Source organism: Sphingobium lactosutens, from assembly GCF_013393185.1.
GTDB classification, from domain to species: domain Bacteria; phylum Pseudomonadota; class Alphaproteobacteria; order Sphingomonadales; family Sphingomonadaceae; genus Sphingobium; species Sphingobium lactosutens_A.
This window is the reverse complement of the sequence record NZ_QJQX01000054.1, coordinates 89,953-103,193: the sequence shown is the minus strand read 5'-3', so window position 1 is coordinate 103,193 and position 13,241 is coordinate 89,953. Positions and strand designations below refer to the sequence as shown.

General features: G+C 65.4%; 11 protein-coding genes. 6 read left to right on the top strand and 5 right to left on the bottom strand.

What is annotated here, in order from left to right; translation table 11 throughout:
* The first annotated feature begins 98 nt into the window (after nt 1-98).
* From recA to DM806_RS14340, 5 genes are all read left to right on the top strand, one after another.
* Nucleotides 99-1,172, top strand: a complete 1,074-nt coding sequence (gene recA / locus DM806_RS14360) for a recombinase RecA (RefSeq protein WP_179043883.1) — start codon at nt 99-101, stop codon at nt 1,170-1,172.
* Nucleotides 1,173-1,557: 385 nt separating this feature from the next.
* Entirely contained in the window at nt 1,558-2,349 is a 792-nt protein-coding gene (locus DM806_RS14355) for a transglutaminase-like domain-containing protein (protein WP_179043882.1), read from the top strand.
* A 61-nt stretch (nt 2,350-2,410) separates the two neighbouring features.
* Nucleotides 2,411-3,040, top strand: coding sequence for a hypothetical protein (locus tag DM806_RS14350; protein ID WP_179043881.1), 630 nt, complete (start codon nt 2,411-2,413; stop codon nt 3,038-3,040).
* Between the two features lie 77 nt (nt 3,041-3,117).
* Nucleotides 3,118-3,717 carry an OB-fold-containig protein gene (locus tag DM806_RS14345; RefSeq protein WP_179043880.1) on the top strand — a complete coding sequence of 200 codons (600 nt, stop codon included), beginning with the start codon at nt 3,118-3,120 and terminating at the stop codon, nt 3,715-3,717.
* 9 nt (nt 3,718-3,726) lie between these two features.
* The gene (locus DM806_RS14340; RefSeq protein ID WP_179043879.1) at nt 3,727-5,436 is read left to right on the top strand and encodes a flotillin family protein; all 1,710 of its coding nucleotides are present in this window, start codon (nt 3,727-3,729) and stop codon (nt 5,434-5,436) included.
* A 559-nt stretch (nt 5,437-5,995) separates the two neighbouring features.
* Here the strand turns inward: DM806_RS14340 and DM806_RS14335 are convergent.
* From DM806_RS14335 to dapA, 5 genes are all read right to left on the bottom strand, one after another.
* A complete protein-coding gene (locus DM806_RS14335) occupies nt 5,996-6,352 on the bottom strand; it encodes a response regulator (RefSeq protein WP_179043878.1) in 357 nt (118 codons plus the stop codon).
* An 85-nt stretch (nt 6,353-6,437) separates the two neighbouring features.
* Nucleotides 6,438-8,858 (bottom strand): hybrid sensor histidine kinase/response regulator, encoded by a 2,421-nt coding sequence (locus tag DM806_RS14330; protein ID WP_179043877.1) that lies wholly within the window; start codon nt 8,856-8,858, stop codon nt 6,438-6,440.
* Between the two features lie 102 nt (nt 8,859-8,960).
* A complete protein-coding gene (locus DM806_RS14325) occupies nt 8,961-9,554 on the bottom strand; it encodes a DUF2062 domain-containing protein (RefSeq protein WP_179043876.1) in 594 nt (197 codons plus the stop codon).
* Nucleotides 9,554-10,036, bottom strand: coding sequence for an SsrA-binding protein SmpB (gene smpB, locus DM806_RS14320; RefSeq protein WP_179043875.1), 483 nt, complete (start codon nt 10,034-10,036; stop codon nt 9,554-9,556). Before smpB ends, DM806_RS14325 begins: the two co-directional genes overlap by 1 nt.
* A 114-nt stretch (nt 10,037-10,150) precedes the next feature.
* Nucleotides 10,151-11,029 carry a 4-hydroxy-tetrahydrodipicolinate synthase gene (dapA, locus tag DM806_RS14315; RefSeq protein ID WP_179043874.1) on the bottom strand — a complete coding sequence of 293 codons (879 nt, stop codon included), beginning with the start codon at nt 11,027-11,029 and terminating at the stop codon, nt 10,151-10,153.
* Nucleotides 11,030-11,128: 99 nt separating this feature from the next.
* On the opposite strand from dapA, the gene DM806_RS14310 reads away from it, so the two are divergent.
* On the top strand, nt 11,129-13,225 hold the full coding sequence (locus DM806_RS14310) for a lytic transglycosylase domain-containing protein (protein WP_179043873.1): 2,097 nt from the start codon (nt 11,129-11,131) through the stop codon (nt 13,223-13,225).
* Nucleotides 13,226-13,241 lie beyond the last annotated feature (16 nt).

Genomic DNA, 13,241 nt, shown 5'->3' with positions numbered 1-13,241 from the left:
AAATTTCCGTTCCCCTCTTGTTCTACAGGAACAAACAGGATACATCATGCCAAGGCGCCGAGAGACTCGACGCGATCCGCTTGACAGGGGATAGGCCGATGACCGCAATGCTCCAACTCATCGATTCCAAGAAGACGGGGACAATGGACAGACAGAAAGCATTGGAGGCGGCGCTCGCCCAGATCGATCGCGCCTTCGGCAAAGGCTCGGCCATGAAGCTGGGCAGCCGCGAGAAGATCGAGATCGAATCCATCTCGACCGGCTCGCTCGGCCTCGACATCGCGCTCGGCATTGGTGGCCTGCCCAAGGGCCGGATCATCGAAATCTACGGCCCGGAAAGCTCGGGCAAGACCACGCTGACGCTGCACGCCATCGCCGAAGCGCAGAAGGCGGGCGGCACCGCGGCCTTCGTCGACGCCGAACATGCGCTCGATCCGGCCTATGCCAAGAAGCTGGGCGTCGATATCGACGAACTGATCGTGTCGCAGCCAGACACCGGCGAACAGGCGCTCGAAATCGTCGACACGCTGGTCCGTTCCAACGCCATCGACATTCTCGTCATCGACTCCGTCGCCGCGCTGGTGCCGCGTGCGGAAATCGAGGGCGAGATGGGCGACAGCCATGTCGGCCTTCAGGCGCGCCTCATGTCCCAGGCGCTCCGCAAGCTGACCGGCTCGATCTCGCGCTCCAAATGCATGGTGATCTTCATCAACCAGGTGCGCATGAAGATCGGCGTGATGTACGGCAACCCGGAAACCACGACCGGCGGCAACGCGCTCAAATTCTACGCCTCGGTCCGCCTCGACATACGCCGCACCGGCCAGATCAAGGATCGCGACGATATCGTCGGCAACGCAACCCGCGTGAAGGTGGTCAAGAACAAGGTCGCCCCGCCCTTCAAGCAGGTCGAATTCGACATCATGTATGGCGAAGGCATCTCCAAGATCGGCGAAATGCTCGACCTCGGCGTCAAGGCCGGAATCGTCGAGAAATCGGGCGCCTGGTTCTCCTATGACTCGGTGCGCATCGGCCAGGGCCGCGAAAATGCCAAGACCTATCTCAAGGAACATCCCGAGATGGCGGAGCGTTTGGAAAAGGCGATCCGCGGCAAGACCGAGGAAGTTGCGGACAAGATGATGACCGGACCCGATGCGGAGGATGATGGCGAATAAGCCTGGACAGGCGCCCCGGCCGGATCAGCCGGGGAATGGCCCAGGCAGTTCGCCCGCCTTGCGCATCACGCACTGAAAAGGCCCGTCGCGCCACGTTGCGCGGCGGGCCTTTTACCGTCTCTGATCTGGCCGGCCAGCCTTTCCGATAGGATCAGGTTGGAGCAAAAAAAGAACAGGATTTGCGGGAAATATGCGAAGTTAAGCGACGAAAGCCCGTTCCCGCCTTCTCGCTTCCGCTTCGAGAGGAGCCTGTCGAAGCCTCTGTCGTCCCTCACGCCCGCTTCTGGCCGAAACCCCTAAACGCCGCTTGCGAAAGGGCTGCACGCGGCCGATGCTCTGTCTACGGACCGAGTCGATCCGCCCTCCATTCCGGACCCCAGACATCATGCATCTCGCGATCGAAGCGATACTCGACTATGAATTTGTCGAAACCAGCGACGTGCTGCTCGCGGTCGAGGCCGCCGCCCAGCCCGACCAACGGGTGATCGAGCAGACCCATATCATCGACAATGCCGGCCCGCTCACCAACAAGGTGGGCGGCAGCGGCGTCGGCCGCCGCACCTGGACCCACACCGGCACCGGCCGCATGGTCAGCACCTATCGCGCCACGGTCGAAGTGCAACGCCCCGCCGTCGACCTCGCCGGACTCCGCAAAAGCCTCCTTCCCAGCCTACCGGAAGACGTCCTCCCCTTCATCTGGCCCAGCCGCTATTGCGAGGCGGACCGCTTCGGCAGTTTCGTCAGCGGCCATTTCTCCAATCTGGAGGGCGGGGCGCTGGTGCAGGCGCTCGAAGCCTGGGTGCATGAGAATATCGCCTATGTACCGGGCAGCTCCGGCATCGCCACCACCGCCGCCGACACCTTCGTCGCGCAGCAGGGCGTCTGCCGCGACTTCGCCCACCTGACCGCCGCGCTGATCCGCTCGCGCGACATTCCCGCTCGGCTGGTGTCGGTCTATGCGCTCGACCTCGACCCGCCTGATTTCCACGCCGTGGTGGAGGTCTGGCTCGACGGCGCCTGGCACATCGTCGACGCCACCCACATGGCCCCGGTCGAAACCATGGTCCGCATCGCCGTGGGTCGCGATGCCACCGACATCGCCTTCATGACAATCTTCGGCGGCGCCCAGATGAACGCCCAGTCGATCAGCGTCCGCCGCGTCGAGGTCCCGTCCTGACCGTTCAGCCGCTGGACAGCCGGACGCGGCTATGGCTCATCCTGTCGCAGGAGAAACGGACATGATCGGAACCAAGGCACGCTGGATGACCGGAGCGCTGGTGAGCGCGGGGCTGCTGCTGGGTAGCGTCAGCGCGGCCGAAGCACGGCCTCGCTATGGTTATGGCGGCGGCTGGGATCGCGGTGGCTGGGACCGGCATCACCGCCATCGCGGCGACGGCTTCGGCCTGGGCGATGCGATCAGCGTCGCGGCCATCGTCGGCGCGGTTGCGATCGTCGCCAACTCCATGTCGAAGGACAGGAAGATCCGCGATCCCCGGACCGGTGGCGAATATGACGCCCCACCGCCCGGCACCGGCACCGACTATGGCACCGACGTCCGCAGCGACGCGCCCGCCCGCGATGATGCCGATTTCTCCGACGTCGCCGACGCCAACGGTCGCGATGACGCCATGACCGACGCCTGCGCCCTCGCCGCCCGCGACGAAGCCCAAGGCGAGAATGGCGGCTATGCCGAGGTCCGCCATATGGAAACGCCCGTCGCCACGGCAGACGGTTATAATATCGACGGCTATGTCGAGAGCCGCAGCAGCTATCGCGCCAATGACGGCACGTCGCGCCGCTTCACCTGCTCGATGAAGAATGGCCGCGTCGCACAGGTCTATATCAGCCGCGACCTGGTGATGCAGTAATCTAACACGGCCAGTCGGTTTATCCTGTCTCTGCCTCCATTCGTCGGTTAGCATCGCCGTCGAATCAGGAGGTTAGGGTGGTTGCCTTTCTTTTCGCGCCGGAAAATATCGTCTTCGTATCGGCGCTGCTGCTGATGCTGCTGATCGGTGGCGTCCAGGCGCTGGGCTTTGCCGGCGACGCCGACCTCGATCTCGACAGTAACGCCGGCCTGCTCGGCTGGCTGGGCCTTGGCCGCCTGCCGCTGCTGGCGCTGATTTCTCTCTTCCTCACCCTCTTCGCCATCATCGGCCTGCTCGGCCAGCAGGCGGCGCACGACCTGCTGGGCGCGATGCTCTCACCTTGGATCGCGGTGCCAGCAGCCGGGGTCGCGGCGCTGCCCGCCACTGGCCTTGCGGCGCGCATCGTCGCGCCGCTCCTGCCGCAGGACCATACGACCGCCATCCCGCTCGACCATCTGGTCGGCAGCCATGCGCGCATCGTCACCGGCCGCGCCGCCAGCGGCTCCCCCGCCCGCGCCCGGGTCGAGGATCATCATGGCCAGACCCATTATGTCATGGTCGAACCCGACAATGCGGGTCAGGTGCTGGAGGAAGGCGAGATCATCCTGCTCGTCCGCCGCGAACAGCATCTGTTCCGCGCCATCTCCCATGGCGATCATTATCTACCCCAACTTTAGGAGACAGACATGACCCTGCCTGCCGTCCAGCAAAGCTTTTCCATCCTTCCCTATGCGATCATCGCGGGCAGTGGCCTGCTCGTCCTGATCGTGCTCGGGATCGTGATCGCCCGCCTCTACAAACGGGCGTCCAAGGAAATCGGCTTCGTCCGCACCGGCTTTGGCGGGGAAAAGGTCGTCATGAACGGCGGCGCGCTGGTGCTGCCGATCTTCCATGAGACGATGCCGGTCAACATGAACACCGTCCGCCTCGCGGTAGAGCGCAAGAATAGCGACGCGCTCATCACCCTCGATCGCCTGCGCATCGACGTGAAGGCGGAATTCTACGTACGCGTCCGCCCCGATGCCCAGTCGATCGCCACCGCCGCCCAAACGCTCGGCATGCGCACCATGAACCCGGAAGCGCTCAAGGAACTGGTCGAGGGCAAGTTCGTCGACGCGCTGCGGTCGGTCGCGGCGGGCATGACCATGAACCAGTTGCATGAACAGCGCGGCGACTTCGTGCAGAAGGTGCAGCAGGTGTCGTCGGTCGATCTGGCGATGAATGGCCTCGAGCTGGAAAGCGTGTCGCTCACCGGTCTCGACCAGACCTCGATCGAGCATTTCAATGCCAATAACGCCTTTGACGCCGAGGGTTTGACCAAGCTGACCGAGCAGATCGAGCTGCGCAAGAAATCGCGCAACGACATCGAGCAGGAAACCCGCGTCCAGATCGAAACCAAGAATCTGGAGGCCGAACGCCAGTCGCTCCTCATCTCCCGCGACACCGAATTCGCCCGGCTGGAGCAGGAGCGCGAGGTCGAGATGCGCCGCGCCGCCCAGATCGCCGAGGTCGCCCGCGAACAGTCGCTGCGCCAGCAGGAAGCCGACCAGGCCCGGATCGAAGCGAAGAAGCTGGTCGACAGCCAGCAGATCGAGGCCGACCGCGCCGTGCAGCAGGCTCGTATCGAACAGGACCAGGCGCTTGAACTCGCCCGGCAGGAGCAGCAGATCGCGGTCCAGAACAAGAGCCGCGAGGAAAGTCAGGCCAAGGCGCAGGCGGACGAAGCCCGCGCGAAGGCCGTCGCCGCCGAGGAACAGGTCCAGACCTCCCGCGCGACCGAAATCGCCGAACGCGCCAAGCGGATCGAGCTGATCGACGCCGCGCGTGAGGCGGAGCGCGCCGCCATCCAGGTCCGGGTCGAGGCCGAGGCCGAGAAGCAGGCCGCCGCCGATCGCGCCGAAGCGCTGCGCGTCGCCGCCGAGGGTGAAGCCGAAGCCGCCAAGCTGCGCGCCGACGCCGACCGCGTCCGCTTCGAGGTGGAGGCCGCCGGCCAGCGCGCCGTCAACGAAGCGTCGAACCTGCTCTCCTCCGACCAGATCTCGCTCCAGACCAAGCTGGCGCTGCTCAAGGTGCTGCCCGAGCTGGTCCGCGAAGCGGCCCGGCCGCTGGAGGCGATCGATTCGATCAAGATCGTGCAGGTCGACGGCATCACCGGTGGAAGCACGGGGAGCGACGGCCTGGTAAGCGCGGGCGGCGACCAGAATCTCGCCAGCGCCGCCGTGTCGGCGGCCCTGCGCTACCGCGCGCAGGCGCCGGTGATCGACGGCCTGATGAAGGAACTGGGCCTCGACGGCTCCAGCCTCGACGCGCTGGTCAAAGGCGCCGTCGATCCCGCCCCGGTCGCCCCGGTCATCGTGGAAAGGATCCTGCCGGACAAAGACAAGCCGGAAGGATAAGCGTCAGCCGCCCTCCTTGCCATTCATCAGCGACAGCAAGGATGGAATGGGTGGCGGTCGGTCCGGTCTGCGTATCCCTGTCCGCCATTCCTGCGGCGGCGGATCCATCTCCCCGGCCTGGCGCTGGCTGCAAGTCAGGAAATGGAGTTCGGCTTTGCCATCACCCCGTTCGGGTCGCGGTGATGGCAAAGAAGAGTAGCGGGCGGGCTTTACTCCATTCCGTCATCCCGCACTTGATGCGGGATCCATGAGCCTCTGCCTCTCACGAATTCACGACCGCAGAACCAATGCATGCTGACTTTCGTCGGCATGACGGGAAGGGGGCGGGAGCGGGCCAGCGGCTTTACGCCTGAAACTTGGTCGTCATCCAGCGACCCGATGGGCGACCGCAGGTCAACGCTGGGATCTCAGGCAATGACTTGCCAGACCTCTTGAGACCCGAAAAATGGCGGGCAATGTTCGCCATCCCCCACCAACTCAGCTTATAGAAGCGCGGCACTTCAAGGTCGGAGCCAAAAGGCAGTGGCTTCGACAGGCTCAGCCTGAACGGAACGGGAATTTACGCTCCCAGCACCTTGCCCAAGGCGCGTTCGACGGCGCCGATGGTGAAGGGCTTGGCGAGGGTCGGGCGGTCGGCATGGCCGGTCGGCAGATCGTCGGCCATGCCGCCGGTGGCGAAGATGAAGGGGATGTCGGCCTGCGCCAATATGTCGGCGACGGGCCAGCTCTTTTCGCCCTGAAGGTTGCAGTCGAGCAGGGCGGCGTCGAAGCCGCCCTCGCGCGCATGGGCGCAGGCTTCATCCACGGTCGCCGCCACGGCGTGTAGACGGTAGCCCAGTGCGTCGAGATAATCTTCCAGCATCATGCCGATCATCGCTTCGTCTTCCACGACGAGGATGGATTTCGCGTCCGACATCTATGCCAAGCCCCCTTTTGTTCCTGCAATGGCTATCGCAATGCCCACTTCTTGCCCAGCATAATCGCTTGAGCGGGAAAGAAGTTCATTCCGCCGCCGGATGTTTGGCCAGCGCGTCGCGCGCCGCCTCGGCCAGCTGGCTGACGGAGAAGGGCTTGGGCAGGAAGGCGACATTGGCGATGTCGATCGACTTGCGCAGCTGTTCCTCGGCATATCCCGACATGAAGAGGACGGGCAGCTGCGGATGGGTGATCCGCGCCTGCGTCACCATGGCGGGGCCGTCCATATTGGGCATGACCACGTCGGAAATGAGCAGGTCGATGCCGTCGTTCGCGGCCAGCACCTCCAGCCCCTGCTCGCCGTCATTGGCGGTCAGCACCTTGTAGCCCTGGCGCGTCAGCGCGCGCTCCGCGACGGCGCGGACCATATCCTCATCCTCGACCAGCAGGATCGTGCCGGTGCCCCAGGTTTCGGTGCGGCGGACGGGCATGGGGACGTGGGTGGCATGATCGGCGTCCGCTCCGGCATAGACCGGCAGGTAGATGACGAAGCTGGCGCCGCGGCCCAGTTCGGATTCGGCGAAGATATAGCCGCCCGACTGCTTGACGATGCCATAGACGGTCGAGAGGCCAAGGCCGGTGCCCTTGCCCAGTTCCTTGGTGGTGAAGAAAGGCTCGAAAATCTTGGACAATATGTCGGGCGGGATGCCGAGGCCGGTGTCGGACACGCGCAACGCGGTATAGTCGCCCACCGGCAATATCTGCTGCCGCATCTCGCGCACCTTGGCGGCAGGGACGGCATAGGTCTGGATGTTGAGCGTGCCGCCTTCGGGCATGGCGTCGCGCGCATTGACCGCCAGGTTGACGATCACCTGCTCGAGCTGACCGGGGTCGGCGCGCACCGCGCCGAGGTTGCGACCATGGCTGACGTCGAGCCGGACATTTTCACCGAGCAGGCGCTTCAGCAGGTTCGACACGTCGGACACGATGTCGGGCAATTGCAATATCTGCGGCCGCAGCGTCTGCTGGCGCGAGAAGGCGAGCAACTGGCGGGTCAGGCCGGCGGCGCGGTTGCTGTTCGACTTGACCTGCTGGATATCGTCATAGTCGCTGTCGCCCGGCGTATGGCGCATCAGCATCAGGTCGCAATGGCCGATGATGGCGGTCAGGATATTGTTGAAGTCATGCGCGACGCCGCCGGCGAGCTGGCCGATCGCCTGCATCTTGGTCGCCTGCGCGACCTGGCGCTTGAGTTTGCTCTCCTCGCTATTGTCCTTGAGGCTGAGCAGCACGGCCGCTTCGCCCAGCCCCCGGACGCCCGCCAGGCTGAGCGCGGTGGACTCGTCGGGCTGGTCGCGCATGCGCACGGCGATGTCGCCCGACATTTGCGGGCCGACGGCGAAACGGCGCACCGCGTCGGCGACCGCCGCCTGATCCTCGCGCACGACGAGATCGCCGGGATAGCTCGGCTTGGTGCCCGACTTGAGGCCGGAGGCGCGGGCGAAGGCCTTGTTGACGAACAGGATACGCCCGTCGCGGTCCGCCATGGCGAGGCCGAAGGGCAAGAGCGAGAGCAGGGTTTCGATATAGGAAAGCGCGGACGTGCCGCCGCCGCCCGCCGGCTCGTCGATCAGCAGCAGCAGCATCGGGCCGTCCTGCGCGGTCGCCTGTCCGCCCGGCTGGCTGGCGCGGCGCAGCGGCACCTGAAGCAGGCGCAGCGGCAGGCCGCCGCTTTCCTCGCGCGCCAGGAACAGGCGGCCCTTGTCGTCCACCCGCATATGGGTCGCAAAGTCGCGGCCGGTGATATTGGCGTCGATGCGCCCGGCCGCCCGCAGCATGAAGGCGCCGTTGGCGGCCCGGATCCGGCCTTCGCCGCCGATCATCACCGCCATGATCCCCGCCTCGCCCAGTTGGCGGCCGGCTTCCCCGGTCAGGAAGCGATGCACGTCGTCCAGCGCGCTCGGCTGGCGGACGGGGGTGAAGCGCCAGAGCAGATAATCGTCCGACCGGCCGGTGCGGGCGATGTCGACGTCCAGCCGCATCGCGCCCAATGTCATCCCCTCCATCCGGGCGTCGCCGTCGCGCCAGGCGGCGCGCGCGCTGTGCGACAGGCTTTCGGTCAGGAGGGCGTCGCCGGTGACACCGGGCGGGGTCGGATAGCCGGGAAACCATTCGCCGAACAGGTCGCTGGCGCAGACCAGCCGCCCTGCACGGTCGGTGACGGCGATGGCGATGCTGGATGCGTCGGCGGCGGCGCGGGCGACGGTCCAGTCGGGCGTCGCTTCACCGGCGGACGCCAGGGCGGGATAGAGGCGATGATACCAGCTCATCAGCGCGGCGATGGCGAGCACGCTTGCGGCAAAGCCCGCCGCCAGCGGCACGCTGCCCGCGGCGTAGAAGATGAGGCCGGCCGACAGCAAGGCCACCCCGATCAGCAGCGGCAGCGCAAAGGGCGAGGCCGGTTTCACCAGCCACGCCTCATCATCCTTTTTCAGCCGTGCGGCCATCAGCGGCCAACCCCCTGCATCGACACCGAACCCAAGACCCTTTTGCCAGAAGCCTGATTCAAGCCTGCGCGGGTGGCGCAAAAGGATCAGGCCCTGCCCGCGTCAGACGCCGGCGGCCTTCTCCAATGCGCTGCTTTTGTGGACCTTGCCAATCCTCAATTTGCGCGCCTGCCATTTGCGGCCCATGCGATGGCGCCAGAACCAGTCGGCCATGAAATAGCCGATGACCGCGCTGGCGAGCGAGATGAGGAACAGGCCGAGCAGCATGGCGGGGGCCGCTTCGGAGAAGAGCCAGCTGCACCATTGGCCGATCGAGGCATGGCCGTCGACCAGCGCCATGAAGCCGGTGGCGTCGGCGCTGCGGCCCAATATCCAGTTGCCGAGCCACACCGACGCCATCAGGATAAGCGGCGTGGTGGCGGGGTTGGAAAGGAAGGTCATCGCGGCGGCAACCGGAATGTTGGCGCGAAATGGCAGAGCGAAGAGCGCCGCGCCCGCGATCTGGACGCCGGGGATCAGCAGGAAGATGCCGACGAACAGGCCCAGCGCCACGCCGCGCGGCACCGAGCGGCGGGTGAAGCGCCAGAGCGAGGGTTCGAGCACGCGATGGGCGACGGGGGCGAGAACCTTGCTCTGTTCCAGCGATTCGCGGGTGGGCGCATTGGCGTGCCACCAGCGGGTGAGGCGGTTGCTCATCAACCCTTATCCCGCATGATGCGCTGCTGATCGCGCTTCCAGTCGCGTTCCTTGATGCTGTCGCGCTTGTCGTGATTCTGCTTGCCCTTGGCCAACGCCAGTTCGACCTTGGCCCGGCCCTGGCTGTTGAAATAGATCATCAGCGGCACCAGCGTCATGCCCTTGCGCTCCACCGCGCCATGCATCTTGTTGATCTCGCGCTCATGCAGCAGCAGCTTGCGCGGGCGCTTGGGCGTGTGATTTTCGCGGTTGCCATGGCTATATTCGGGGATGTTGCTGTTCACCAGCCACACCTGATTGCCCTTCACCTCGGCATAGCTTTCGGCGATATTGCCCTCACCGCCGCGCAGCGCCTTCACTTCGGTTCCCTGCAGGGCGATGCCTGCCTCGAACACGTCCTCGATGAAATAATCGAACCTCGCGCGCCGGTTTTCGGCGACGATCTTCTTCTTGTCGAAGGTTGCGGGACGGGGGCGGGCCATTGTCTTTTATAATCTTCCGTTCGTGTCGGGCGCGGTCGGCGCACATACGCGCCCCTGCCATCTCCTATTCCGCGGCTCTGCCCGGAACGAACGGGATATGGTGTCGGCTGCGCCTCAAACCAATCCCGCAATCTCCAGCGCGCGATCCACGGCGGCGCGACTCGATTCCGACGGCCAGGTGATCGGCAGCCGGACGTCGCCGGGCATGTCCGGGCGGACGCGCGTGAGCGCATATTTGACGGGGCCGGGTGAAGAATCGCTGAACAGGGCATCATGCAAGGGGTAGAGACGATCCTGAAGCGCAAGGGCGCTATCCCAGTCATGCGCCGCCATCGCGGCCTGGAAATCGGCGCACAGGCGCGGCGCGACGTTGGCGGTGACGCTGATGCACCCCTTGCCCCCCATTGCATTGAACCCCAGCGCCGTTTCGTCATTGCCCGACAGCTGGCAGAAGTCGGCGCGGCAAGCGAGGCGCTGCGCGGTGACACGCCCCAGATTTCCGGTGGCGTCCTTGATGCCGACGACGGTCTGATATTCTTCCGACAGGCGATGGATCACCGGCACGCCGATGTCGGTGATGGTGCGGGTCGGAACATTGTAAAGGACGATAGGCAGGTCGCAACGCTCCGCCAGATAGGCGAAATGGCGATAGACGCCCTCCTGATTGGGCTTGTTGTAATAGGGCGCGACGACCAGCGCGGCGTCCGCCCCGGCGGCCTGCGCGGCAAACATATGCTCCAGCGCGATTCGCGTATCGTTGGATCCGCATCCGGCGATCACCGGCACCCGGCCCGCCGCCTGATCGACGCAGATGGCGATGACGCGATTATGCTCTTCCACCGTCATGGTGGCGCTTTCGCCCGTCGTTCCGCAGGGCACGAGCGCGCTCGATCCTTCCGCAATCTGCCAGTCTACAAAGGCGCGGAAGGCCGCTTCATCCACCGTTCCGTCGCGAAACGGGGTGATCAGAGCCGGAATCGAGCCCGAAAACATGATAAAACTCCTTCAAATCTCCGGGCGGCCGGGGCATGATCGATGAAACGGCGCGCTATAGCGCGTCATTCAGGGCCTGATAAGGATGCAAATGCGATTATGTCCAGCATGCGCGCTTCCTCCCATGTCGAAAGTTACCTGATCCGCATGCCGATTATTGCCTTGTTGCTCATGACTGCCGGCGCGGGCGCGCAGACCGAAGGCCTCGCCCCCGCCTCTTCTATGCCCGCTTCCCCCTCCGGTGCGACGGTCCAGCAGATCCCGCCCGAATATGGTCAGCAGCCCGCCAGCCAGTGGAATCAGGTGCAGGCGCGAATCGGCCAGCCCAGCGACGCGGGCATCGCTGGCACGATCAGCCAGTGGCGCGCGTTGCAGCAGAGCGACGGGCTGGGCGCGTCCACCTATGCCAGCTTCATACTGGCCAATCCCGGCTGGCCCGGCGAGGACCGGATGCGGCGGCTGGCCGAAACGGGGATCAATCCCAACAGCTATGATCCGGGTCAGGTGACGGCCTTTTTCGCGCGCTTCCCGGCGCGCACGGCGACGGGCCATGCCCGCAATGCCGTTGCGCTGATGCAGCTTGGCCGCATGAACGAGGCGCGGGTCGCCGCGCGCAATGCCTGGATCGGCGGCTCGCTCAGCCCGGAGGATGAGGCGCGACTGCTCTCGCTCTTCGGCTCCAGCCTGACGCCCGCCGACCATGACCAGCGGGCCGATGCGCTGTTGTGGAATAATGACGTCAACGGCGCGATGCGGATGATCGCCTATGTCAGCCCGGCGCGTCGCGCGGCCTTCCAGGCGCGCATCGCGCTGCGCCGCAAGACGCCCGACGCGTCCGTGCTGGCGCAGGTGGCCGAGGCGACCGGCGCGAGCGATGCGGGCTTCATCGCCGACAAGGCGATCTGGATGCGCGACACCGGCAACTGGGTGGGCGCGCGCCAATATCTGGCGAACCGCAGCGCGCTGACCTATCGCCCGAGCAATGCCGAGAAATATTATGAGGTGCTGCTGAATCAGGCGCGCGCCGCCGCGAACGACAGCCAGTGGACTTTCGCCTATGGCATCGCCAGCAAGATCGACGATGCGATCGCGCCCGGCGTGCAGGTGAGCGACCAGCCGATCGGCGTGCGCGACGATTATACCAGCCTGGCCTGGCTGGCGGGCACGACCGCTTATTATAATCTCAACCGGCCGACCGATGCGGTGACGATGTTCCGCCGCTATGCCGACGCCGCCAAGTCGCCCCAGACTCGGTCGAAGGGCTATTATTGGGCGGGTCGCGCGGCATTGCAGGCGGGCGACGCCGCCACCGCCAACAGCTATTTCAATCAGGCCGGCGTCTATCCCGACCAGTTTTACGGCCAGCTGGCGCTCGAACGGCTGGGCCGGCCGATCCCCGCGCCCGCGACGGTAGAGCGGCCGGTGCCGATCTCCGCGGCGGAACGGGCGGCGTTCGACAGCCGATCGGTCGTGCGCGCGGTCAAGGCGCTGGGGCAGATGGGCTATTGGGAGGACCAGAGCAAGTTCGCCCGCGCCATCGCCAACAATGCCGACAGCGACACCGACCATTTCCTTGCCGCCGAACTGGCGCAGCAGATCAACCGCCCGGACATGAGCGTGATGGTCGGCCGCCGCGCTGTGTCGAGCGGCCTGACCGGCTATGGCGAAACCGCTTTCCCGCGCGTACCGGTGCCACCGACGGCGCAATATAACTGGACCATGGTCCATGCGATCGCGCGGCAGGAAAGCCAGTTCGACAAGCAGATCGTCAGCCATGCCGGCGCGCGCGGCCTGATGCAGCTGATGCCCGGCACCGCGCGCGAACAGGCGGGCAAGCTCGGCCTTGGCTACAACCCTGCCTCGCTCAACGATCCCAGCTACAATATCATGCTGGGGTCGGGCTATTTCCAGCGGATGCTGGACTATTATAGCGGCAGCTATCCGCTCGCCGTCGCGGCCTATAATGCCGGGCCGGGCAACGTGAACAAGTGGATCGCCGCCAATGGCGACCCGCGCATGGCCGGGTCCGACATGCTGCGCTGGATCGAGCAGATCCCGATCTTCGAGACCCGCAACTATGTGCAGCGGGTGCTGGAAAATGCGGTCGTCTATGAGGCGATGAACCCGGAGCGCGCGAAGTTCCGGGGGACGAGTGCGGTGCTGAGCCGTTATCTGGGCAAGCAGACACCGGGCTGAATCTGCGCTAGAGGGC

Excerpts from the sequence above, each read along its gene's own strand:
- DM806_RS14340 (WP_179043879.1), top strand. The coding sequence starts at position 3,727 with ATGACCCTGCCTGCCGTCCAGCAAAGCTTTTCCATCCTTCCCTATGCG.
- DM806_RS14325 (WP_179043876.1), bottom strand. The coding sequence starts at position 9,554 with ATGAGCAACCGCCTCACCCGCTGGTGGCACGCCAATGCGCCCACCCGC.
- smpB (WP_179043875.1), bottom strand. The coding sequence starts at position 10,036 with ATGGCCCGCCCCCGTCCCGCAACCTTCGACAAGAAGAAGATCGTCGCC.
- DM806_RS14330 (WP_179043877.1), bottom strand. The coding sequence starts at position 8,858 with ATGGCCGCACGGCTGAAAAAGGATGATGAGGCGTGGCTGGTGAAACCG.
- DM806_RS14310 (WP_179043873.1), top strand. The coding sequence starts at position 11,129 with ATGTCCAGCATGCGCGCTTCCTCCCATGTCGAAAGTTACCTGATCCGC.
- DM806_RS14355 (WP_179043882.1), top strand. The coding sequence starts at position 1,558 with ATGCATCTCGCGATCGAAGCGATACTCGACTATGAATTTGTCGAAACC.
- recA (WP_179043883.1), top strand. The coding sequence starts at position 99 with ATGACCGCAATGCTCCAACTCATCGATTCCAAGAAGACGGGGACAATG.
- DM806_RS14335 (WP_179043878.1), bottom strand. The coding sequence starts at position 6,352 with ATGTCGGACGCGAAATCCATCCTCGTCGTGGAAGACGAAGCGATGATC.
- DM806_RS14350 (WP_179043881.1), top strand. The coding sequence starts at position 2,411 with ATGATCGGAACCAAGGCACGCTGGATGACCGGAGCGCTGGTGAGCGCG.
- dapA (WP_179043874.1), bottom strand. The coding sequence starts at position 11,029 with ATGTTTTCGGGCTCGATTCCGGCTCTGATCACCCCGTTTCGCGACGGA.